This is a genomic window from Micromonospora coxensis (assembly GCF_900090295.1).
GTDB lineage: Bacteria > Actinomycetota > Actinomycetes > Mycobacteriales > Micromonosporaceae > Micromonospora > Micromonospora coxensis.
Genome location: NZ_LT607753.1, coordinates 4,316,477 through 4,337,516 on the forward strand (window position 1 = coordinate 4,316,477; position 21,040 = coordinate 4,337,516).

At 74.3% G+C, this 21,040-nt stretch carries 17 protein-coding genes; 9 read left to right on the top strand and 8 right to left on the bottom strand.

Annotated elements, in window-relative coordinates:
* The first annotated feature begins 23 nt into the window (after positions 1 to 23).
* Positions 24 to 701, top strand: coding sequence for a GOLPH3/VPS74 family protein (locus tag GA0070614_RS19820; protein ID WP_088977368.1), 678 nt, complete (start codon positions 24 to 26; stop codon positions 699 to 701).
* Between the two features lie 109 nt (positions 702 to 810).
* Here GA0070614_RS19820 and GA0070614_RS19825 read toward each other — a convergent pair whose 3' ends face one another.
* A complete protein-coding gene (locus tag GA0070614_RS19825; protein WP_088977369.1) occupies positions 811 to 2,475 on the bottom strand; it encodes a phospho-sugar mutase in 1,665 nt (554 codons plus the stop codon).
* Between the two features lie 49 nt (positions 2,476 to 2,524).
* Positions 2,525 to 4,630 carry a protein kinase domain-containing protein gene (locus tag GA0070614_RS19830; RefSeq protein WP_088977370.1) on the bottom strand — a complete coding sequence of 702 codons (2,106 nt, stop codon included), beginning with the start codon at positions 4,628 to 4,630 and terminating at the stop codon, positions 2,525 to 2,527.
* 196 nt (positions 4,631 to 4,826) lie between these two features.
* Here GA0070614_RS19830 and GA0070614_RS19835 point away from each other — a divergent pair, with 196 nt between their 5' ends.
* Both GA0070614_RS19835 and GA0070614_RS19840 read left to right on the top strand, forming a co-directional pair.
* Positions 4,827 to 6,410, top strand: coding sequence for an acyl-CoA mutase large subunit family protein (locus GA0070614_RS19835; protein WP_088977371.1), 1,584 nt, complete (start codon positions 4,827 to 4,829; stop codon positions 6,408 to 6,410).
* A 660-nt stretch (positions 6,411 to 7,070) separates the two neighbouring features.
* A complete protein-coding gene (locus GA0070614_RS19840; RefSeq protein ID WP_088977372.1) occupies positions 7,071 to 8,333 on the top strand; it encodes an amidohydrolase in 1,263 nt (420 codons plus the stop codon).
* Here the strand turns inward: GA0070614_RS19840 and GA0070614_RS19845 are convergent.
* Complete coding sequence (locus GA0070614_RS19845) at positions 8,287 to 9,294, bottom strand: DUF4349 domain-containing protein (protein ID WP_088977373.1); 1,008 nt, start codon at positions 9,292 to 9,294, stop codon at positions 8,287 to 8,289. The genes GA0070614_RS19840 and GA0070614_RS19845 overlap by 47 nt on opposite strands.
* A gap of 120 nt (positions 9,295 to 9,414) precedes the next feature.
* Here GA0070614_RS19845 and GA0070614_RS19850 point away from each other — a divergent pair, with 120 nt between their 5' ends.
* Genes GA0070614_RS19850 through GA0070614_RS19865 form a run of 4 tightly spaced genes read left to right on the top strand, consistent with a single transcriptional unit; the run spans position 9,415 to position 12,775 of the window.
* Positions 9,415 to 10,047, top strand: coding sequence for an MBL fold metallo-hydrolase (locus tag GA0070614_RS19850; RefSeq protein ID WP_088977374.1), 633 nt, complete (start codon positions 9,415 to 9,417; stop codon positions 10,045 to 10,047).
* 3 nt (positions 10,048 to 10,050) lie between these two features.
* Positions 10,051 to 10,992 carry a hypothetical protein gene (locus GA0070614_RS19855; protein WP_088977375.1) on the top strand — a complete coding sequence of 314 codons (942 nt, stop codon included), beginning with the start codon at positions 10,051 to 10,053 and terminating at the stop codon, positions 10,990 to 10,992.
* A gap of 31 nt (positions 10,993 to 11,023) precedes the next feature.
* Positions 11,024 to 11,770: an SCO6745 family protein gene (locus GA0070614_RS19860; protein ID WP_088977376.1), complete on the top strand. Its 747-nt coding sequence runs from the start codon at positions 11,024 to 11,026 to the stop codon at positions 11,768 to 11,770.
* Between the two features lie 42 nt (positions 11,771 to 11,812).
* Entirely contained in the window at positions 11,813 to 12,775 is a 963-nt protein-coding gene (locus tag GA0070614_RS19865) for a GNAT family N-acetyltransferase (protein ID WP_088977377.1), read from the top strand.
* A 162-nt stretch (positions 12,776 to 12,937) separates the two neighbouring features.
* Here GA0070614_RS19865 and GA0070614_RS19870 read toward each other — a convergent pair whose 3' ends face one another.
* The gene (locus tag GA0070614_RS19870; protein ID WP_088977378.1) at positions 12,938 to 13,393 is read right to left on the bottom strand and encodes a gamma-glutamylcyclotransferase; all 456 of its coding nucleotides are present in this window, start codon (positions 13,391 to 13,393) and stop codon (positions 12,938 to 12,940) included.
* Between the two features lie 165 nt (positions 13,394 to 13,558).
* Here GA0070614_RS19870 and GA0070614_RS19875 point away from each other — a divergent pair, with 165 nt between their 5' ends.
* Positions 13,559 to 14,962: an NAD(P)H-quinone dehydrogenase gene (locus GA0070614_RS19875; RefSeq protein WP_088977379.1), complete on the top strand. Its 1,404-nt coding sequence runs from the start codon at positions 13,559 to 13,561 to the stop codon at positions 14,960 to 14,962.
* Positions 14,963 to 15,013: 51 nt separating this feature from the next.
* On the opposite strand, the gene GA0070614_RS19880 is transcribed toward GA0070614_RS19875, so the two are convergent.
* From GA0070614_RS19880 to GA0070614_RS19890, 3 genes are all read right to left on the bottom strand, one after another.
* Complete coding sequence (locus GA0070614_RS19880; protein WP_088979532.1) at positions 15,014 to 15,847, bottom strand: NAD(P)H-binding protein; 834 nt, start codon at positions 15,845 to 15,847, stop codon at positions 15,014 to 15,016.
* Positions 15,848 to 15,918: 71 nt separating this feature from the next.
* Positions 15,919 to 16,527 (bottom strand): DUF998 domain-containing protein, encoded by a 609-nt coding sequence (locus tag GA0070614_RS19885; protein WP_088977380.1) that lies wholly within the window; start codon positions 16,525 to 16,527, stop codon positions 15,919 to 15,921.
* 152 nt (positions 16,528 to 16,679) lie between these two features.
* The gene (locus GA0070614_RS19890) at positions 16,680 to 17,285 is read right to left on the bottom strand and encodes a DedA family protein (RefSeq protein ID WP_088979533.1); all 606 of its coding nucleotides are present in this window, start codon (positions 17,283 to 17,285) and stop codon (positions 16,680 to 16,682) included.
* Positions 17,286 to 17,805: 520 nt separating this feature from the next.
* Between GA0070614_RS19890 and thrS the strand changes: the two genes are divergently transcribed.
* Positions 17,806 to 19,023 (top strand): threonine--tRNA ligase, encoded by a 1,218-nt coding sequence (thrS, locus tag GA0070614_RS19895; RefSeq protein ID WP_088977381.1) that lies wholly within the window; start codon positions 17,806 to 17,808, stop codon positions 19,021 to 19,023.
* 65 nt (positions 19,024 to 19,088) lie between these two features.
* Here thrS and GA0070614_RS19900 read toward each other — a convergent pair whose 3' ends face one another.
* Complete coding sequence (locus GA0070614_RS19900) at positions 19,089 to 21,029, bottom strand: ABC transporter ATP-binding protein (RefSeq protein WP_088979534.1); 1,941 nt, start codon at positions 21,027 to 21,029, stop codon at positions 19,089 to 19,091.
* Positions 21,030 to 21,040: the final 11 nt, after the last annotated feature.

The window sequence follows — 21,040 nt, forward strand, 5'->3', positions numbered from 1 at the left end:
CGCAACCGCTACCGTCTCGGGCCATGACTGGTGTTGCGCTCGCCGAAGAGCTGCTGCTGCTGGCGTACGACGACGAGACCGGCCGGGCGACCATGCCCCGGATCAGCCTCGACCTGGGGATGGCCGCGGCCGTCCTGGTGGAGCTGGCCCTGGCCGGCCGGATCGCGTACGCCGACGGATCCCTGGTGGCGACCGACCCGACGCCGCTCGGCGAGCCGATCCTGGACGGGGTGCTGGCCCGGATCGCGGCGGACACCCCGCACAGCCCGTCCTCCTGGGTGCAGCGGCTCCGGCACGGCCTGCGCGACCGGATCCTCGCCGATCTGGTGAGCCGGGGCGTGGTCCGCGACGTCGAGGAGACCGAGCTGGACTTCATCGTCGTGCACCGCTACCCGGCGGCGGACCCCTCGGTGGAGGAGGACACCCGCCTGCGGCTCGGCGCGGCGCTCGCCGACGGGCACCTGCCCGACGAGCGGACCGCCGCCCTGGCCACCCTGGTGGCGGTGCTGCGGATGGAGCCCGCGCTGGGGCTGACCGGCAACGACGCCGTCGACGCCCGCCGCCGGCTGGAGGAGATCGCCGGCGGCGCCGGCTTCTCCGGCAACGTCAGCCTCGACGACTCGGTCGTCCGCCCCTCCGTCGGCCTGGTCGTCGCCGCCCTCGGCCACGCCGTCGACCAGGCCCTCGGCAAACGCCCCTGACCCCCTGACCCCCCGGGCCCACCCCCGCCCAACCCTGTTGATCATGAAGTTATTGCCACCGGAGAGCGCTTACTGGGGCAATAACTTCATGATCAACGCAAGGGGGTGGTCAGAGGCCGAGGGCGGTGGCGATCTCGGTGCGCAGCGCCGCGATCGCGGTCTGGGCGCGGGTGCGGGCCGAGGGGACGTCGCCGTCCGCGACCGGCTCCACCACCTCCAGGTACGCCTTCAGCTTCGGCTCGGTGCCGGAGGGGCGGATCACCACCCGGGCGGCGGCGGTCCGCAGGATCACCACGTCCGAGGCGGGTAGCAGGTCCTGCGCCTCGGTCACCGGCTGCCCGAGCAGCGCGCCCGGCCGGGCCGCCCGGATCCGGGCCATCGCGTCGGCGATCACCCGCAGGTCGTCCACCCGGACCGAGAGCTGGTCGGTGTGGTGCACGCCGAACTCGGCCGCCAGCTCGTCCAGCCGGTCGGTGAGCGTACGCCCCTGCTCCTTCAGCCCGGCGGCCAGCTCCGCGACGGTCAGCGCGGCGGTGATGCCGTCCTTGTCGCGCACGTGCTCCGGGGCGACGCAGTAGCCCAGCGCCTCCTCGTACCCGAACACCAGCGGCTGCGCCCCGCCGCCGGCCCGCACGATCCACTTGAACCCGGTCAGCGTCTCGTCGTACGGCAGGCCCCGGGCGGCGCACATCGCCCGCAGCAGCGACGACGACACGATCGTGGTGGCGTACAGGCCGCTCACCCCGCGCCGCATCAGGTGGTCGGCGAGCAGCGCGCCCACCTCGTCCCCGCGCAGCATCCGCCACGATCCCGCCGCCCGGACGGCCACCGCGCAGCGGTCCGCGTCCGGGTCGTTGGCGATGGCGACGTCCGCCCCCGTCGCGTCGGCGAGCGCCACCAACCGGTCGACCGCGCCCGGCTCCTCCGGGTTCGGGAAGCTCACCGTCGGGAAGGCCGGATCCGGCTCGGCCTGGTCCGGCACCACGCCCGGCACCGGGAAGCCGGCCCGGGCGAAGGCGGCGGTCAGCACCGCCGCGCCCACCCCGTGCAACGGCGTGTACGCCACCTTCAGGTCGCGGGGACCGTCCGGGTCGATCACCGAGGCGGCCCGCTCCACGTACCCGGCCACCAGGTCGTCGCCGAGCACCTGGCCGGCCGGGCCGAGGGGCACCTGCGCCAGCGGGCCGACCGACCGGATGGCCGCCTCGATCCCCGCGTCGGCCGGCGGCACGATCTGCGCGCCCGCGCCGAGCGCCCCGCCGAGCTGGGCGCCCAGGTAGACCTTGTAGCCGTTGTCCTGCGGCGGGTTGTGGCTGGCGGTCACCATCACCCCGGCGACCGCGCCGAGGTGCCGCACCGCGTACGCCAGCACCGGGGTGGGCAGCGGGCGGGGCAGCAGCAGCGCCGGCCGGCCCGCCCCGGTGGCCACCTGGGCGGTGCGCTCGGCGAACGCACGGGAGCCGTGCCGGGCGTCGTACCCGATCACCAGCGGGCCCTCGCCGCCCTCGGCGGCGAGCCAGGCGACCAGCCCGGCGGCGGCCCGGGTGACCACGGCGAGGTTCATGCCGTTGGGGCCGGCGCGCAGCGGGCCGCGCAGCCCGGCGGTACCGAAGGTCAGTGACCCGGCGAACCGGTCGGCCAGCTCCGGCCCGCTGCCCGGCAGCCGGTCGAGCACCGCCCGCAGCTCGTCCCGGCTGGCCGGATCGGGATCGTCGTCGAGCCAGCGCCGGGCCCGGTCACGAAGGTCGTCAAGGTCAGTGGTTTCCGCCGCCATTGCCTATGGATAGCACGGCGGCGGATCACCACGGCCCGGTGGCCTCGACTCAGCCGGCCGCCGTGAGCTGGAACGACTTCACCATCTCGTCGAAGATCGGCTTGCTCTCGGCGAACTTGGCGTCCGTCGAGGTCAGGTAGAACGAGTAGATCCGGCCGCCGTCGACCAGGCCGCGCCACACGCCGTGCCGCATCGTGTCACCGTCGCCGCAGGTGTACTCCAGTTCGGCGGCGTCCTTGCCGGCCAGCTTCTGCTCGGTCAGGTCGACCCGGTTGTAGGGCTTGGCGCAGGACTTGAACTTCTGGAGGTTCTGCTCGGCCACCTCCGCCCAGCCCATGGAGGTGCGTCCGCCCTTCTCGACCAGGATGCGGACCTTGCGGCTCTCGTCCTCCGGGTCGACGTAGTCGACCCAGTCGCCCGCGCTCTTGCGCTGCCAACCCTTGGGCACCATCAACCGGACGCCCTTGCCGCTGTGCTCCTGCATGTCGGGTACTCCGGCGGCCGGCGCGGTCGGCTGGGCCTGCTGCGGGGCGGGCGGCGCCGGGTCGTCACCGCCGGAGAACGCGATGACGCCGACCAGCAGCAGCACGGCCAGCCCGCCGGCCGCCGCGAGCTGCATCTTGCGGGGCCAGCCCTTGACCGTGGTGACCAGCTGCCCGCCGGCGCCCTTGACCTTGTCGAGCGCCCCGCCGCCGGAACCGGGCGGCGGGCCGGCCGGCGCGGAGGTCCACGGCTGACCGGTGCCGGGGACCGACCACTGGCCGCCGCCGTACACCGGCTGGGTCGCCTCCGGCGCGCCGGAGCCGTACACCCGCTGGGTGGCGTCGGGGGTGCCGCCGCCGTACACCCGCTGGGTGGCGTCCGGGTGGGTGGTGCCCAGGCGCTGGGTCGCGTCGGGGTGCCCGCCGAGGTGCCGGGTGGCGTCGGCCTGCCCGGCGCCGATGCGCTGGGTGGCCTCCGGGGCGCCGCCGTAGGTGCCGCCGGCCGGGCGGGCCGGCGCGGGCATCGCGCCGGTCGGGGTGTGCAGCGGGCCGGCCAGCGCGTCGGCGCTGGTGTCGTCGAGCCCGGCGGACCGGGCGGCGGCCGGCTCGGGACGCTCGCCCCGGCGCAGCGCGGCCAGCCGGTCGGTCAGCGACTCGCCCGGCGCGAGCATCGCCCGGCCGCCGATCTGCCCGCTCGGCTTCGGCTCCGGCCGGGCCGTCGGGGGCGGGGTGGACGGGCGCTGCACCGGCACCACCGCGTACGGGTCGGTGACCGAGTTGACCGCGGTCGCGGTGCTGGTCAGCGCTCCGGCGAGGAGTTCGCGCAGCATGCCCCGGGCGGTGTGCACGTCGAGCCGGCGGGCCGGGTCCTTCTCCAGCAGCCCCATCAGCACCCGGGTCAGCGGCCCGCTGCGTTGCGGCGTGGCCGGCGGGTCCTCGACCACGGCGTGCATGGTCTCGATCGGATCGCCCTTGTCGAACGGGGGACGCCCCTCCACCGCGGTGTAGAGCGTCACGCCGAGGGAGAACAGGTCGCTCGGCGGGCCGAAGTCCTGCCCCATGGCCCGCTCGGGCGAGATGAAGTGCGGCGAGCCGAGCACCATGCCGGGGGTGGTGAGCTGGACGTCGGTGGGCATCCGGGCCACCCCGAAGTCGGTCAGCACGCAGCGACCGTCGGTGCAGATCAGCACGTTGGCCGGCTTGACGTCGCGGTGCAGCACACCGTTGGCGTGCGCCACCTCCAGCGCGCCGAGCAGCGCGATGCCGATCTTGGCGACCGCCCGGGGCGCGACCGGCCCGTCCTCGATGACCATGTCGGCGAGGCTGCGCGCGTCCAGCAGCTCCATCACGATCCACGGCCGGCCACCCTCGGTGACCACGTCGTACACCTGGACCACGGCCGGGTGCTGGATGGCCGCGGCGGCCCGGGCCTCGCGCAGGGTGCGCTCGTACATCGCGTCGCGGTCGCTCGGGGCCAGCCCCGGCGGGAGGACGACCTCCTTGACCGCCACGTCCCGCCTCAGCAGCGTGTCTGTGGCGCGCCAGACCGTGCCCATGCCGCCGTTGCCCACCGCCGAGCGCAGCGAGTAGCGGCCACCGATGGTGGTGCCGGGCGCCGCGCGTCCGTTGGGGGGACTCACTGGTCCGCCGCTCCACGTCGGGATCTGAGTCACAGAAAAGCCACCGGGAGGTCGAGGGGGCTGGGACACAACCTCTCTATCTTGCTGGTTCCGACGCCCGATGCGAAACCCGACGCGGCGGTCGTTTGCCTACCGGACGGTACGTGCCCGTGGGCTCACCTCCCGTCCACCGGACAGGTGTGCGCAATCCCTCACCCATCGGCACGTCCCGCCGTCCTACCATCCGGTGATGAGCGAACGGCGGTCCAGCGAGTCCGGTTTCCCCATCAAGGGCGTCTACACGGCGGCCGACCTGCCCGGGGACCTGGAGACCCGGCTGGGTGGCCCCGGCGAGTACCCGTACACCCGTGGCGTCTACCCGACGATGTACACCTCCCGCCCGTGGACCATGCGGCAGTACGCCGGTTTCGGCACCGCCACCGAGTCCAACGCGCGCTACCACCAGTTGTTGCGGGCCGGCACGATGGGCCTCTCCGTCGCGTTCGACCTGCCCACCCAGATGGGCTACGACTCCGACGACCCGATCGCGCACGGCGAGGTCGGCAAGGTCGGGGTGGCGATCGACTCCATCGAGGACATGCGGATGCTCTTCGACGGCATCCCGCTGGACAAGGTCTCCACCTCGATGACGATCAACGCGCCCGGTTCGGTGCTGCTCCTGCTCTACCAGCTCGTGGCGGAGGAGAACGGGGTCGCCGGCGGCGCGCTCAACGGCACCATCCAGAACGACATCCTCAAGGAGTACATCGCCCGGGGGACGTACATCTTCCCGCCGAAGCCCTCGCTGCGGCTGGTGGCCGACACCTTCGCGTACTGCCGGGCGGAGGTGCCGAAGTGGAACACCATCTCCATCTCCGGCTACCACATGGCCGAGGCCGGCGCGTCGCCCGCGCAGGAGATCGCGTTCACCCTGGCCAACGGCGTGGAGTACGTCCGTGCCGCGCTCGCCGCCGGCCTGGCGGTGGACGACTTCGCGCCCCGGCTGTCGTTCTTCTTCGTGGCCCGGACGACCCTGCTGGAGGAGGTCGCCAAGTTCCGCGCCGCCCGGCGGATCTGGGCCCGGCTGATGCGCGACGACTTCGGCGCGAAGGACCCGAAGTCGATGATGCTGCGCTTCCACACCCAGACGGCGGGCGTGCAGCTCACCGCCCAGCAGCCCGAGGTCAACCTGGTCCGGGTGGCGGTGCAGGGGCTCGGCGCGGTGCTCGGCGGCACCCAGTCGCTGCACACCAACAGCTTCGACGAGGCGATCGCGCTGCCCACCGAGAAGGCGGCCCGGCTGGCGCTGCGGACCCAGCAGGTGCTGGCGTACGAGACGGACCTGACCGCCACCGTCGACCCGTTCGCCGGGTCGTACGTGGTGGAGGCGATGACCGCCGAGATCGAGGCGGCGGCCAACGAGCTGATGGACCGGGTCTTCGACCACGGTTCGGCGGTGGACGCCATCGAGGCCGGGTTCCAGAAGCGGGAGATCGAGCAGTCGGCGTACCGGATCGCCCAGGAGATCGACTCGGGCGAGCGGGTGGTGGTCGGGCTCAACCGCTTCACCATCGACACCGACGAGCCGTACGAGCCGCTGCGGGTGGACCCGACGATCGAGGCGGCGCAGGCCGAGCGGCTGGCCAAGCTGCGCGCCGACCGCGACCACGGGACGGTCGAGCGGGCCCTGGCCGAGCTGCGCGCCGCCGCCGAGGGCAGCGCGAACGTGCTGTACCCGATGAAGGAGGCGCTGCGGGCGCGGGCGACCGTCGGCGAGGTCTGCGGGACGCTGCGCCAGGTCTGGGGGACGTACCGCCCGAGCGACCGGTTCTGACCCGACCGTCCCGCCACCGGCGGGACGACCCGACGGCGGTCCCGCCGGCGCTCGCCGCGCCGGTGGGGCCGCCGTCGGCGTACCCGGCCCGGTCCCCGTCGCGGCGGGAACGCGGCGCGACCCGGGCGCGGACGGAGTCGCCGGACGGGCGCGGGCGGGGCTACCGTCGGTCACGGCGCCCTGGCCCGTCCCCCCGGAGGGCCGGCGGGGCGGCGGGGCGTTGCGGGGCGGGGCGTGTGCCCCGGGGCTCCCGGGGTAAAGCGAACGGATGAGCCGGAACGGACAGCATGTCCGGTCGCGGGTGGGACAGCCGTGTCACCGTCGGGAGTCGCCCGGCTGCCGAGGGTCGTCGGTTAATTGTCGGAGCGACCGTGAATTGCGGCGACTAATGCGACAATTCGGTAACGGCCACGGATTCGGAGCCGATTTCGCGACCGCCCAAATCGGTTACGCGTTGTAGGAGGTGGGGGGCAGATGACGGCGTTCGACCGCGATCTACCTGCTGTCCCGCAAATATTCGAGCCCTCCCACCAGGGCTTACGTGACGCTGTGCGGTCCGATCACTACCGTAACGAGGTTGCGCAGCGTCACCGTCGGAGGTCTAGGCTGTCTGCTGTCCTCCCCGATGATCCATCCATTCCTAGTGATCGAGAATTCGACGTGACGAGTGCGTTGACGCTGCCGAACGGCAGCCAGCTGGCGTCGTCCTGGCCGGAGGCGCCGTCCGGGTCCCAACCCCTGCCATTTGATCTGGATCATCTGCTCGCCCTGCGGGTACCCGGGCTCATCGCCACCCGGCGCCACATCCACTCCCACCCGGAACTCTCCGGTGAGGAGTTCGAGACGGCGGCGCTGATCGCCCGGGAACTCTCCCTGGCGGGCCTGCACCCACGGCTGCTGCCCAAGGGCAACGGGGTCATCTGCGACATCGACGGCCGCCCGGACGGGCCGGTGATCGCGCTCCGCGCCGACATCGACGCGCTGCCGCTGACCGACGTCAAGGACGTGACGTACCGGTCCACGGTGGAGGGTGTCTGCCACGCCTGCGGCCACGACGTGCACACCACGGTGATGCTCGGCGTCGGCATGCTGCTGGCACAGCTCAAGGACGCCGGTCAGCTCGACGGCCGGGTCCGGCTGATCTTCCAGCCGGCGGAGGAGATCCTGCCCTGCGGCTCGCTGGAGGTCATCGAGGCCGGCGGGCTGGAGGACGTGGTCCAGATCTTCGCCGTCCACTGCGACCCGAACCTGCCGGTGGGCAAGGTCGGCCTGCGGGTCGGCCCGATCACCGCCGCGGCCGACAACGTCACCGTCCGGCTCACCGGCCCGGGCGGGCACACCGCCCGCCCGCACCTGACCGTCGACCTGGTCGACGCGCTCGGCCGGCTGGTCACCGAGGTGCCGGCCCTGGTCAGCCGCCGGGTGCCGGCCAACAGCGGGCTGCTGCTGGTCTTCGGCCACGCCTCGGCCGGCACCCGGTACAACGTCATCCCGTCCGAGGCGTGCGCGTCCGGCACCCTGCGGGTGATGGACCGCGACACCTGGGAGCAGGCCCCCAAGATCGTCGCTCAGGTCGTCCGGGACGTGATCGCGCCCACCGGCGCCACCGTCGACCTGGAGTACCTGCGCGGGCGTCCGCCGGTCAGCAACGACTCCCGGGCCATCCAGGTCCTCACCGCCGCCACCGCCGCGGCGCTCGGCCCCGAGGGGATCGCCGAGACGCCGCAGAGCATGGGCGGTGAGGACTTCTCCTGGTACCTGGAGTACGTCCCCGGCGCGCTGGCCCGCCTCGGCGTCGGCCGGTCCGGGCCCAACGTGGACCTGCACCGGGCGTCGTTCGACGTCGACGAGCGGGCCATCCCCGCCGGGGTGCGGCTCATGGTGCAGACCGCGCTGAAGGCACTGGCGGCGGCCCGGCAGTAGCGGGAGCCGTCGGCAGGGGCCCGCCGGGCGTCGGCGGGTGCGGCCCGCCGACCGGCGTCGCGGGCGGCGGCGGTGGCGCGGTCCGCCGACGCCGCCGCCGCAGCACCGCCACGACCAGCACCACCGGTACGCCGATCGTCAGCAGCCAGGGCAGCACCGCCCCCAGCACGGTGAGCAGGATGCTCATCGAGGCGACGAAGACCTTCCAGCCGCCGCGCAGCCCCACCATGAAGCCGGTCTCGGCCTCCTCCTCCGCGGTCGAGGCGTCCTTGCCGACGAAGGTCACCGTGATCGTGGAGAGCGCGGTCAGGTCGGCCAGCCGCTTCTTCCTCGCCTCCAGCGAGGCCAGGTCGGCCTCCCGCTCGGCCACCTCCCGCTCCAGTGTCACCAGCTCGGAGACCGAGGTGGCCCGGGCCAGCAGCCTGCGGGCGCTCTCCACCCGGGCCCGCTGGGTCGCGATCCGGGCGTCCAGGTCGACGACCGCCTCGGTGACGTCCTCCGTCTTCACCTCCCGGCGCTGCTGCCGGCCGTACGTGGCCAGCTCGTCGAGGAGCGCGGTGAACTTCTCCGCCGGCACCCGCAGCTCCAGCCGCGCCTGCGCGCTGGCGGCCACGCTGCGCCGGTCGTCGCCGCCGACGAAGCCGCCGGCCGTGGTCACCGCGGTCACCGCCCGGCGGGCCGCGCCCTCCACGTCGTCGACCTGCACCCGCATCGTTCCGGTGTAGATGATCGACCGCTGGTCGACCCGCAGGTCCGGCGCGCCCGCCCCGGCCTTGCCCTGCTCCGCGGCCCCACCCCGCTCCGGCGCGCCCCCCGCCGGGGCCTCGGCGGCCGGCGCCTGCGCCGCCGAGTCGCCCGCCGAATCCGAGCGGTCCGCCGCCCCGCAACCGGCCAGCAGCACCGCCGCCAGCCCCAGCGCCGTGAGGGCCACGCCCCCGCGCCGTGTCGTCCGTCCCGTCATCCCCGCTCCGTCCTCTCCGGTCCGGCTCTGCGCCGGCGATAGCTCGGACGCGACGCGACACCGCGCCGGTTCCGGCAGACTGCGACGAGGACATCACGATTCGATAATCGAGGAGTCACGATGCAGGTCACCAAGTACGCCCACTCCTGCCTCCGGGTCGAGCACGACGGCGGGGTGCTGGTCGTCGACCCGGGCGTGTTCAGCGACGCCGCGTCGGCGCTGGACGGGGCGGACGCGGTGCTGATCACCCACGAGCACCCGGACCACGTCGACGTCGCAGCGCTCACCCGCCGGCTGGAGAAGGCTCCCGTCCCGGTGCGCGGCCCCGCCTCGCTCGCCGGCGTCCTCGGCGACGCGGCCGAGGCGCTCACCCCGGTCACCCCCGGCGACACCTTCACCGCGGCCGGCGTACCGGTCCGCGTCCTCGGCGGCCGGCACGCCGTCATCCACCCCGACATCCCCGTCGTGGAGAACGTCGGCTACCTGCTCGACGGGCGCGTCTATCACCCCGGCGACGCGCTGCACGTCCCCGAGGACGTCGAGGTGGAGACGCTCTTCGCCCCGATCCACGCGCCGTGGTCGAAGTTCTCCGAGGTGGTCGACTTCATCCGGGCGGTCGCCCCGCGCCGCGCGTACGCCCTGCACGACGGGCTGCTCAACGGCAACGGATTCGGCATCCTCGACCGGCAGTACACCGCGCTGTCCCGCACCGACTACCAGCGGGTCGAGCCGGGCACCCGGATCGACGTCTGAGCCGTGGCCGCGCCCCCGTCCGACGTGGTCCAGCAGCTCTACCGCACGCCGCCGGACAAGTTCGTCGCCGCCCGGGACGTCGCCGTCGCCGATGCCCGCCGGGCCGGTGACGCCGCCGCCGCCCGCCGGATCGCCAGGCTCAAGCGGCCCACCGTGGCCGCCTGGCTGGTCAACCTGCTCGCCCTGGAACGCCCCGAACTGGTCGCCGACCTGACGCAGCTGGCCGAGGCGCTGCGCACCGCCCAGCGCGACCTGAAGGGACCGAAGCTGCGGGAACTCTCCGCCCAGCGGCGCGCGGTGGTGGGCGCCCTGGTCGCCGAGGTGCGCCGGATCGCGGCCCGCACCCCGGACGCGCCCCCGGCCGCCCGCCTGCCGCTGGCCGAGGTCGAGTCCACCCTCAACGCCGCGCTCGCCGACACCGAGGTCGCCGAGCAGGTACGCAGTGGACAGCTGCTCAGGGCGGCGCACTACGCCGGCTTCGGCGAGGTGCCCCGGCCACAGCTGCGGCTGGTCACCGGCGGCGGGGAGGAGGCTGCCCGGGTACCCGGGAAGGAGACCGACCGCGACGGCGCGCGCCGGGCCCGCGACGAGCGGGCGGCGGCCCGGGCCGCCCGGGCCGAACGCGCCCGGCGGCGCCGGACGCTGGAGCGCGAGCTGACGGCGGCGCGCGGCGAACAGCGGCGAGCCGAGCAGGACCTGGACGGCGCCGCGACGGCCGAACGGGACGGCGCCGCGACCCTCGACCGGATCGAGGCCGAACTGGCCGAACTGGAACGCCGGCGGGCCGCCGCCGAGCAGGAGCTGAGCCGGTCGAAACTGGCCCGCCGGGGCGCGGAACGGGCGCTCACCGCCGCCCGGCGCCGCACGGGTGAGGTGGAGGCGGCGATCGAGGCGCTGGACGCCGAAGAGGAGGATGCCGCCGACGGCGAGGGCGAGGCAGACTGAGCGCGATGGATGCGCGCGACAGGCGGTGGCGATGACCCCGGAGCAGGTGGCGGCCGCCAGCAAACCGGCCGTGCTCGAACTGGGGGAGGCGTTCAGCCGCTGCCCCGGCACGTTGCGCCGGGCCCGGCTGCTCGGCATCTCCGGCTGGGCCTTCTACATCACCGGGCGGGCCGGCGCGCTCGGCGACGTCCGCGCCGAGACCGTCGCCGCCGCGATCGGCTTCATCGCCCCCGAGGCGGTCGCCGACGGCTGGGACGCCTCCGCCCGGGTGGTCCGGCCGCTGGAGGTGGCCGCCGCCAACCTCGCCGAGTGCTGCCGCTGGGGCGCCCAGCACCTCGACGACCTGCCCGGCACGCCCCGGCTGGCGGTGCTGCTGGATCGGGTCGTCGCCGCCGCGGACGCCACCGGGATGCCGCTCTTCGCCGCCTGGCGGGCGATGCCGGTGCCGCAGCACGCCGCCGGGGCCCGGGCGGCGGTGGCGTTGCTGCTGCTGCGCGAGCACTTCACCGGGGCGTACCTGCTGGCGGTGCGGGCCGGCGGGATGACCCCGCTGGAGGCGGTGCTGGCCGGGCCGGAGGGGGAGGCCGGGGCGACCGCCTGCGGCTGGTCCCCGCCGTACCCGCCGGTCGGGCCGCTGGTGCGGCGGCGGCTCTGGGCCGAGGCGGTGACCGACCGGCTGGCCTCGACCGCGTTCCGGGTGCTCCGGCCGGGGGAGGGCGCGGAACTGGTCGCGCTCCTCGGCGCCACCCGGGCCGGGCTGCGCACCGGCGTCCGATAATTCGGCGGCGCGCGGGGCGGTGCTCCTGCCACCATCTGCGCCGTGACCCTTCCCGCCGGCTGGACCGCCCGCCGCCCCACCCTGGACGACGTGCCGGCGATCCTCGCCGTGGTGCACGCCGCCGACACCTTCGCCGTCGGCCACCCGGACTTCGACGCCGAGGACGTCGAGGCAGCGCTGACCGCGCCCTTCTTCGACCCGACCCGCGACTCCTGGCTGGCCGAAGACCCGGACGGCCGGGTCGTCGGCTGCACCCTGATCGACAACCCGACCGGCGTGGGCCGGGAGTTCGTCGAGGTCTACGTCGACCCCGAGCGGGGCGCGGCGGTGCGCGCGCCGCTGCTCGCCCGGGTCCTCGACCGGATCGCCGAACGCGCCGCCGAGCGGGGCCTGCCGGCGCTGACCGCCCGGACCACCGTCTTCGCCCCGGAGACCCGCTGGGCGGCGGAGCTGGCCGAGGCCGGCTTCACCCGGGTGAAGAGGTACGTACGGATGACCCGCCCGCTGGCCGGGCTGCCCGCCGAGCCGCCGCCCCCGCCGGGGGTGGACGTGCGGCCGTTGCGCGCCGACGACGAGGCCGACCTGCGCCTGTTCCACCGGATCTTCGACACCGCGTTCCGGGACACCCCGGACTACGAGCCGGTCGGCTTCGACCAGTGGCGCGAGCAGCTGCCCCGCTACGCCAAGGTCTGGGACGAGTGGTTCGTCGCCGAGGTCGACGGCGAGCCGGCCGGGGCCCTGCAGTCCTCCGACCAGGCGCTCGACCAGGACACCGGCTGGGTGCGCACGCTGTCGGTGCTGCCCGCGTACCGGCGGCGCGGGGTGGGCGCGGCGCTGCTGCGGCGGGCCTTCACCGTCTACGCGGCGAAGGGCCGCGCCGCCGCCGGCCTGGGCGTGGACCTGACCAACCCGACCTCACCGGCGACCCTCTACCGCTCGGTGGGGCTGCGCGAGGAACGCTGGACCGACATGTACGAGCGGAGCGTCCCCGCCGCCGGTGTGTGATGGGCGACGCCGGCCGGGGTCGGCGACACGCGCCGGGGACGCCGGGAGCAGACTGGGGGCGTGCGACACACCCGGAGAGGCTGTCGAGGAGCCGCGCGGGCCGGGGCTGCCCGGACGGCGTCGGCGTCGCCGCCGAGGCCCGGCTGCGCGCCCCGGCACGCCCTAGGCCGACGCGGTGCCGGTGGGGCGGGAGCGCAGTTCGCTGACGTAGTCGTCCGGCGCGCCGGCCTTCTCGGCCGCGTTCGCGATCTCCGACAGGTACCAGGAGGTCGGCAGGCCGCCCTCGTAGCCGTCGAAGACGTAGATCCACGCGGTCACGTCCCCGTCCAGGGTCGAGACCCGTACGTGCAGCTTGCGGTACGTGCCGGCGGTCACGCCCTCGATCTCGTCGAGCTGCGCGGCGTCGTACGGGTGGATGTCGTACAGCGCCACGAAGACCCGGTCGCCCGGGGACTCGACGACGGTGCTGACGGAGCCCTCCCAGCCGATCACGTCCTCGCCCGCGAAGGTCAGTCGCCAGCCCTCCAGCCAGCCGATGCCCACCATCGGCGAATGCGGACAGTAGGCGCGCATCCGGGCGGGGTCCAGGTTTGAGCCGTAGGCGGCGTAGTGACGCACGGCGATGACGATAGCCCGGCGGACGGGTGGGGGAGAATACGACGGTGCGTGTCGGACGCGTTCGGGAGAAGAAAGTCACTGTGAGCATCGGTCGGGGTAGAGCGCGATGAGCGCGAGGAGTGCAGCGGAGCGGAGCCCCGCAGTCGCGAATGAGAGGATGGCCCGGTGAGCCGGATAGTGATCATCGGCGGAGGGCCGGCCGGCTACGAGGCGGCTCTGGTCGCCGCGCAACTGGACGCCGACGTGACCGTGGTGGAGGCCGAGGGGGCCGGCGGCGCCTGCGTGCTGTCCGACTGCGTCCCGTCGAAGACCTTCATCGCCAGCTCGGAGGTGGTCACCGGCTACCGGGACACCGAGGAGTTCGGGGTGCACTCCGACGGGCTGGAGGCCGTGACGGTCGACGCCCGTACGGTCCACGACCGGGTGAAGCGGCTCGCCCTGGTGCAGTCCGCCGACATCCACGCCAAGCTCGTGAAGGCCGGGGTCACCTTCGTCGCCGGCACCGCCCGGCTGGGTGAGGACACGCTCGGTCACACCCACCGGGTGGTCGTCACCCCGGCCGACGGTGGCGGTGAGTACTCGATCGCCGCCTCGACCGTCCTGGTCGCCACCGGCGCCACCCCGCGCCAGCTCCCCACCGCCGTCCCGGACGGCGAGCGGATCCTCACCTGGCGACAGGTGTACGACCTGCCCGAGCTGCCCGAGCACCTGATCGTGGTCGGCTCCGGCGTCACCGGCGCCGAGTTCGCCAGCGCCTACCTGGCCATGGGCGTTCAGGTCACCCTGGTCTCCAGCCGGGACCGGGTGATGCCGCACGAGGACGCCGACGCCGCCATGGCGATCGAGCGGGTGTTCCGCAACCGGGGGATGAGCATCCTCAACAACTCCCGGGCGGACGCGGTCCGGCGCACCGACGACGGGGTCGAGGTCGAACTCTCCGACGGTCGGGTGGTGTCCGGCTCGCACGCCCTGATCGCCGTCGGCTCGATCCCGAACACCGCCGGCCTGGGCCTGGCCGAGTACGGCGTCGAGCTGGCCAAGGGCGGCTACGTCACCGTCGACCGGGTGTCGCGCACCAACGTCCCCGGCATCTACGCCGCCGGCGACTGCACCGGGGTGCTGCCGCTGGCCAGTGTCGCCGCCATGCAGGGCCGGATCGCGATGTGGCACGCCCTCGGCGAGGCGGTCCGCCCGCTGCGGCTGCGTACCGTCGCGGCGAACGTCTTCACCGACCCGGAGCTGGCCACCGTCGGCGTCTCCCAGGACGAGGTGGACGCCGGCAAGGTGCCCGCCCGCCAGGTGATGCTGCCGCTGTCGGGCAACGCCCGGGCGAAGATGGACGACCTGGCCGACGGCTTCGTGAAGCTGTTCTGCCGGCCGGCCAGCGGCCAGGTGATCGGCGGCGTGGTGGTGGCGCCGAAGGCGAGCGAGCTGATCCTGCCGATCACCATGGCGGTGGAGAACAACCTGACCGTCAACGAGCTGGCCCAGACCATCACGATCTACCCGTCGCTGTCCGGCTCGATCACCGAGGCGGCCCGTCAGCTCATGCTGCACGAGCTGGAGTGACGCGGGTACCGCCGGGTCGGCCCCGTGGTCCGACCCGGCGGCACGCGCGGGTCACCGGAAGTCGGCGGCGTGCTCGGCGGCCCACTGCGCGTAGGTGCGGGCGGGGCGGCCGGTGAGCCGCTCGACGGTGTCGGTGACCTGCTCGGGGTGGTCCACGAACGCGGCCCAACCGGCCAGGGCCGCGTCGGCGAAGTCCGGGTCGCCGAAGGCGGCGGAGAGCATCACCCGGGCCTCCTCGACGGGCATGTCGGTCCAGCGCAGCTCCCGGCCGATCGCCCGGCCGATGACGCGTACCTGCTCCTCCTGGGTCAGGGCCGCCGGTCCGCTGAGCAGGTAGCGGGCCCCGGCGTGACCGTCCGACGTCAACGCGACGACGGCAGCCTCGGCGAGGTCCCGTTCGTGCACGAGCGACCGGGCTGCGCCCCCGTAGGGCCAGCGCACCGTGTCGCCGGCGCGGATCTGGTCCGCCCAGCCGAGCGTGTTCGCGGCGAAGCCGACCGGACGCAGGAAGGTCCACTCCGCGCCGGATGCCTCGACGGCCCGTTCCACGAGCCCCCAGGACGACTCCGGCTGATCGGCGCCGGGCGCGGAGAGGTACACGATCCGGGCTCCGTGGGCCGCGATCATGCGGGTCACCTCGGGCGCGGTCGTCCGGGCCACCGCCGGATCGGTGAACGGCCAGACCAGGAAGACCGCGTCCACCCCGGCCAGGTGCGGCGCGAGCGACGCCGGTTCGGCGAGGTCGGCGGCCACCACCTCCACCTCCGCCGGCAGCCCCGCGGTCGACGGGTTCCGGGTCACCGCGCGGACCCGCTCACCGCGGGCCACCAGCACCGACACCACCGCCCGGCCGACCGTGCCGGTCGCCCCCGTCACCAGGATCATCGCCGCCTCCTCGCTCATCGGGGTACCGCCGACCCCAGGGGGTGACGCTAGGAGTTCAACCGCGCTCGAAGTCAAGATCGAGCGACCCGCCGGCTCGGCGGCCGGGCGGCCAGGGCGACCGCGACCACGACGAGCGACGCGACCTCGGCGAGGATCAGCAGCCGCTCGGCGAGGCCGAGCAGCACCCGGTCCCCGGGGTACGCGGACCAGACCATCGCCCCGGCCAACAGCAGACTGGTGACGGCGAGGACGCGCAGCCGGCCCGCGGCGGGTCCGCCCAGACGGTCGGCGAGCAGCCAGCCGGCGAGCGGCAGGGCGAGGAAGGCCGCCACCGAGGCGTAGCGGTGCACGTACGCGGCGGTGTCCATGGGCAGGCCGGGTTCGTTCGTCGGCACCACGGCGGCCAGCAGCAGCCCGCCGATCCAGGCGGCGAGCAGCAGCCCGGCGACCCGGGGACGGCGGGCGCCGCGCAGCGCGGGGGACAGGTGGGCGCTGGCGGCGGCGAGCACCACCATCGCCACGTCGATGACGCCGCCCCGGTCGGAGACGGCGAAGTCGCTGACGGTCAGCGACCAGGGGTTCAGGTCGTCGTTCACCTCGACATGCCCGATCACCGCCAGCGTCGCCGCCAGGGCGATCCCGCCGAGGGCCAGCAGGCCGTTCGTCCGGTCGTCACGCATGCCCCAGCCTGTCGCCGCGGGCACCCGAGACGGATCCGGGACGCCCACCGACATCGATCCCGGGAACCACCCCTAGGTAGCTCCCGGGCCGACCTCCGCCGGGACTGTTGATCCATGGGTCGGGCGGGAGACGCCGACGCGCGATCGGCCGTTCAGTCGACCGGGACCTGGGGGCGGACGCGGTCGCCCAGCACCGTCATCGCCCAGCCGGCCGCCGCGAACCCGACCGCCGCCGCGCCCGCGATCACCGCCAGCTGCCAGGCCGACTCGGTCAGGGCCGCGCCACCGAGATGCCCGACCAGCCCGCCGTACGCCGCCCAGCCCGTCGCGGCGAGGGCCTCGTAGAGGAGGAAGAGCCGCCAGGGGTAGCGGCTGCGGCCGGCGGAGAAGCAGGCCGCCATCCGGCCGCCGGGCACGAAGCGGCAGAGCAGGATGACCAGCGGGCCGGGGCGACGCAGTCCCCGGGTGACCCGTCCGGCCATCCGGCGGGCCCGGGTCGGCTCGGCGTGCCGGGGCGTGCGGCGGCCTGGGGCGCTGCGCCCCAGCAGGTAGCAGGCGAGGTCGCCGGTGAAGACGCCGAGGGCGCCGACGCCGATGGTCAGGGGCAGGCTCAGCCCGCCGTAGACGGTGAGCGCGCCACCGGTGATCATGACGACCTGGGTGGGGACGACCGGCACGAAGGCGTCGGCGATCAGCAGGCCCAGCAGCGCGAGGTACGCCCACTGCGGCGACGCCATCTCAGTGAGAAGTTCGGGCACGACTGCCACCTCGCCGGTCAAGGCCGATCACGTCCCCCGAGCCTGACGGCGTGTCCGGCGTCACCGCGGACGGCCCCGGTCGGTGGTGACCACGGACACGACAAGGCCACCGGGATACAACGACACAGCTCGACCCGATGTGACGGACCGGTCGCCGGGAAACCGTACCGGTCCGGGACGGCGCATCGGCGGTCGTCGGCGTACCGTTGACGGGACGCGGCCCGTTGCGCGTCGGGCCCCCCGTTCCCGACGACCGGGCCGCGCCGGGCCGCCGGCAGGTCCCGTGCCGGCGGCCCACCCTCTCCTCGTACCGCACCTCGCCCGGAAATCCGTTCGCCGGGTGGGCCACCGCGGTCGTACCGTCGCCGCATGCGCAGCGCGGTGGTGACCACGACGCCGGGAGTCCCCGGCGCGCCGCACTGACGTACCCCGTCGACGAGGCCCCGGGCGATCCGCCCCGGGGCCTCGCGGCGTTCCGGACCAGGTCGCCCCCGGGTCGTACCCGATCAAGGAGAGCGACATGATCGACCACCGCAGGCTCGGCCGGGAGCTGGACCTGTTCGTCTCCGACCCGCTCGCCGGGGCCGGGCTGCCGATCTGGCTGCCGGCCGGCGCCGCCGCCCGGCACGCGGTCGAGGAGTACGTCCGGGAGTTGGAGCGCCGGGCCGGCTACCGGCACGTCTACTCCCCGCCCCTGGGCAAACGGGAACTGTTCGAACTCTCCGGGCACCTCGGCTACTTCGCCGACGACATGTTCCCGCCGCTGCGGCTCTCCGCCGACGACGAGTTCGTGCTGCGGCCGGCGCTCTGCCCGCACCACGCGCTGGTGTACCGGGCCCGGGGCCGCTCCTACCGGGAGCTGCCGCTGCGCGTCGCCGAGCTGGGCGGGATGTACCGGGCGGAACGCTCGGGCGTGCTGGGCGGGCTGTCCCGGGTGCGCGCCATCTCGCTGAACGACGCGCACAACTTCTGCGCCCTGGACCAGGTGGGCGCGGAGGTCCGGGAGGTCCTGGGGCTGATCCGCCAGGCGCACGCCGCGCTCGGCGTCCGGTCGGCCGGGTTCCGGCTGTCGCTGCGCGGGCCGGGCGAGAAGTACGTCGGCGACGACGCGCAGTGGGCGCGGGCCGAGGACCTGCTGCGCGCCGCGCTCGACGGGGTGCAGTTCACCGAGGCCCCCGGGGAGGCCGCCTTCTACGGCCCGAAGATCGACGTCCAGATCCTCGACGCCGCCGGGCGGGAGTCCACCATCGCCACCGTGCAGCTCGACTTCGACAAGCCGGAGCGGTTCGACCTGTCGTACACCGACTCCGACGGCGCCCGACGGCGGCCGGTGATGGTGCACCGCAGCCTGGTCGGCAGCATGGAACGCCTCTTCGCCTACCTGATCGAGGTGCACCAGGGCGCCTTCCCGGCGTGGTACGCCCCGGTGCAGCTGGTGGTGCTCCCGGTCGACGCCGGGCAGGCCGACGCGGCGGAGGAACTGGCCCACCGGGCGCTCGACGCCGGGCTGCGGGTCGAGGTCGACCACGCCGGCTCGCTGGGCGCCCGGGTCCGCGACGCGACCCGCCGCAAGGTCCCGTACGTCGGGGTGGTCGGTGCCCGGGAGGCGGCCGACGGGTCGGTGGCCCTGCGCCTGCGCGACGGTCGTGGCCCGGACCCGCTGCCGGTCGCGGACGCCCTGCGGCTGATCGGCCGGGTCGTCGCCGAGCGCTCGGCCGACCTGCTGCCGGCCGGTTGACGGTACGGGGTGGTGGCCGGGGCGCTCCTGCCCCGGCCACCACCCCGGCGGTGTCGGCACGGCGGTCAGCCCCCCACCGGCGCCGGCTCCGGAGCCGCCCCGGCCTCGTCGTCGTCCACCAGCGCCCCGGCGAACTGCGCCCGGTACAGCCGGTGGTACGCGCCGTGCGCCGCGAGCAGTTCCTCGTGGGTGCCCTGCTCGACGATCCGGCCGTTCTCCATCATCAGGATCAGGTCGGCGTCGCGGATGGTGGAGAGCCGGTGGGCGATCACGAAGCTGGTCCGGTCCGAGCGCAGCGCCGCCATCGCCCGTTGCAGCAGCACCTCGGTACGGGTGTCGACCGAGCTGGTCGCCTCGTCCAGGATCAGCAGCGACGGCTCGGCCAGGAACGCCCGGGCGATGGTGATCAGCTGCTTCTCGCCGGCGCTGACGTTGCTCCCCTCCTCGTCGATCACGGTGTCGTACCCGTCGGGGAGGCTGCGTACGAAGCGGTCCACGAAGGTGGCCCGGGCCGCGGCGTGGATCTCCTCCTCGCTCGCGTCCGGCCGCCCGTACGCGATGTTGTCGCGGATGGTGCCGCCGAAGAGCCAGGTGTCCTGGAGCACCATGCCGATCCGGCCGCGCAGGTCGTCGCGGCGCAGCGTGGTGATGTCCACCCCGTCCAGGGTGATCCGGCCGGCGTCCAGCTCGTAGAACCGCATGATCAGGTTGACCAGGGTGGTCTTGCCGGCGCCGGTCGGGCCGACGATCGCCACGGTGTGTCCGGGCTCGGCGACCAGGGACAGGTCCTCGATCAGCGGCTTGTCCGGGTCGTACCGGAAGGAGACGTGCGCGAACTCGACCCGGCCGTGCGGGTCGGTGACCCGGGCCGGCGGCTCCGGGTCGGGGCTCTGCTCCTCGGCGTCGAGCACCGCGAACACCCGCTCGGCGGAGGCCACCCCGGACTGGAGCAGGTTCGCCATCGACGCCACCTGGGTCAGCGGCTGGGTGAACTGCCGCGAGTACTGGATGAACGCCTGCACGTCGCCGAGGCTCATCGACCCGGACGCCACCCGCAGCCCGCCGACCACGGCGATCGCGACGTAGCTGAGGTTCCCGATGAAGAACATCGCCGGCATGATGATCCCGGAGATGAACTGGGCGCCGAAGCTGGCGTGGAACAGCTCGTCGTTCTTGGCGTGGAAGGCGGCCTGCACCTCCCGCTGCCGGCCGAAGACCTTGACCAGCTCGTGGCCGGTGAACGCCTCCTCGATCTGCCCGTTCAGCTCGCCGGTGTGCGTCCACTGGGCGATGAACTTGCGCTGCGACCGCTTGGCGATCTGCCCGGTCACCAGCACCGACAACGGCACCGCCACCAGGGCGACCAGCGCCAGCAGCGGCGAGATCCAGAACATCATGGCCAGCACGCCGACCACGGTGAGCAGCGAGGTGAGCAGTTGGCTCAACGTCTGCGAGAGGGTCTGCGAGATGTTGTCGATGTCGTTGGTGACCCGGCTGAGCAGCTCACCCCGGGGCTGCCGGTCGAAGTAGGGCAGCGGGAGCCGGTTGAGCTTCTCCTCCACCTCGGCGCGCAGCCGCAGCACCGTACGCTGCACCACCCCGTTGAGCAGCCAGCCCTGCCACCACATCAGCAGGCTGGCGCCCAGGTAGAGGGCGACGGCGAGGGCGAGGGTGCGGCCCAGGGCGGTGAAGTCGATGCCCACCCCGGGGACGACGTCCATCCGTGCCAGCATGTCGGCGAAGTTGTCGTTGCCCGCCGCCCGGGCCGCCGCCACCGCCTGCTCGGCGCTGCTGCCGGCGGGGAGCTGCCGGCCGATCACCCCGGTGAAGATGATGTCGGTGGCGTGACCGAGGATCTTCGGACCGACCACGCTGGCCGCGACGCTCGCCACGGCCAGGGTGACGATCGAGTAGAGGTGCAGCCGGTGCGGCCGGAGCCGGCCGAGCAGCCGCCGGGCCGACGGCCCGAAGTTCAGCGACTTCTCCGCCGGCATTCCGGCGCCCATCCACGGCGGCC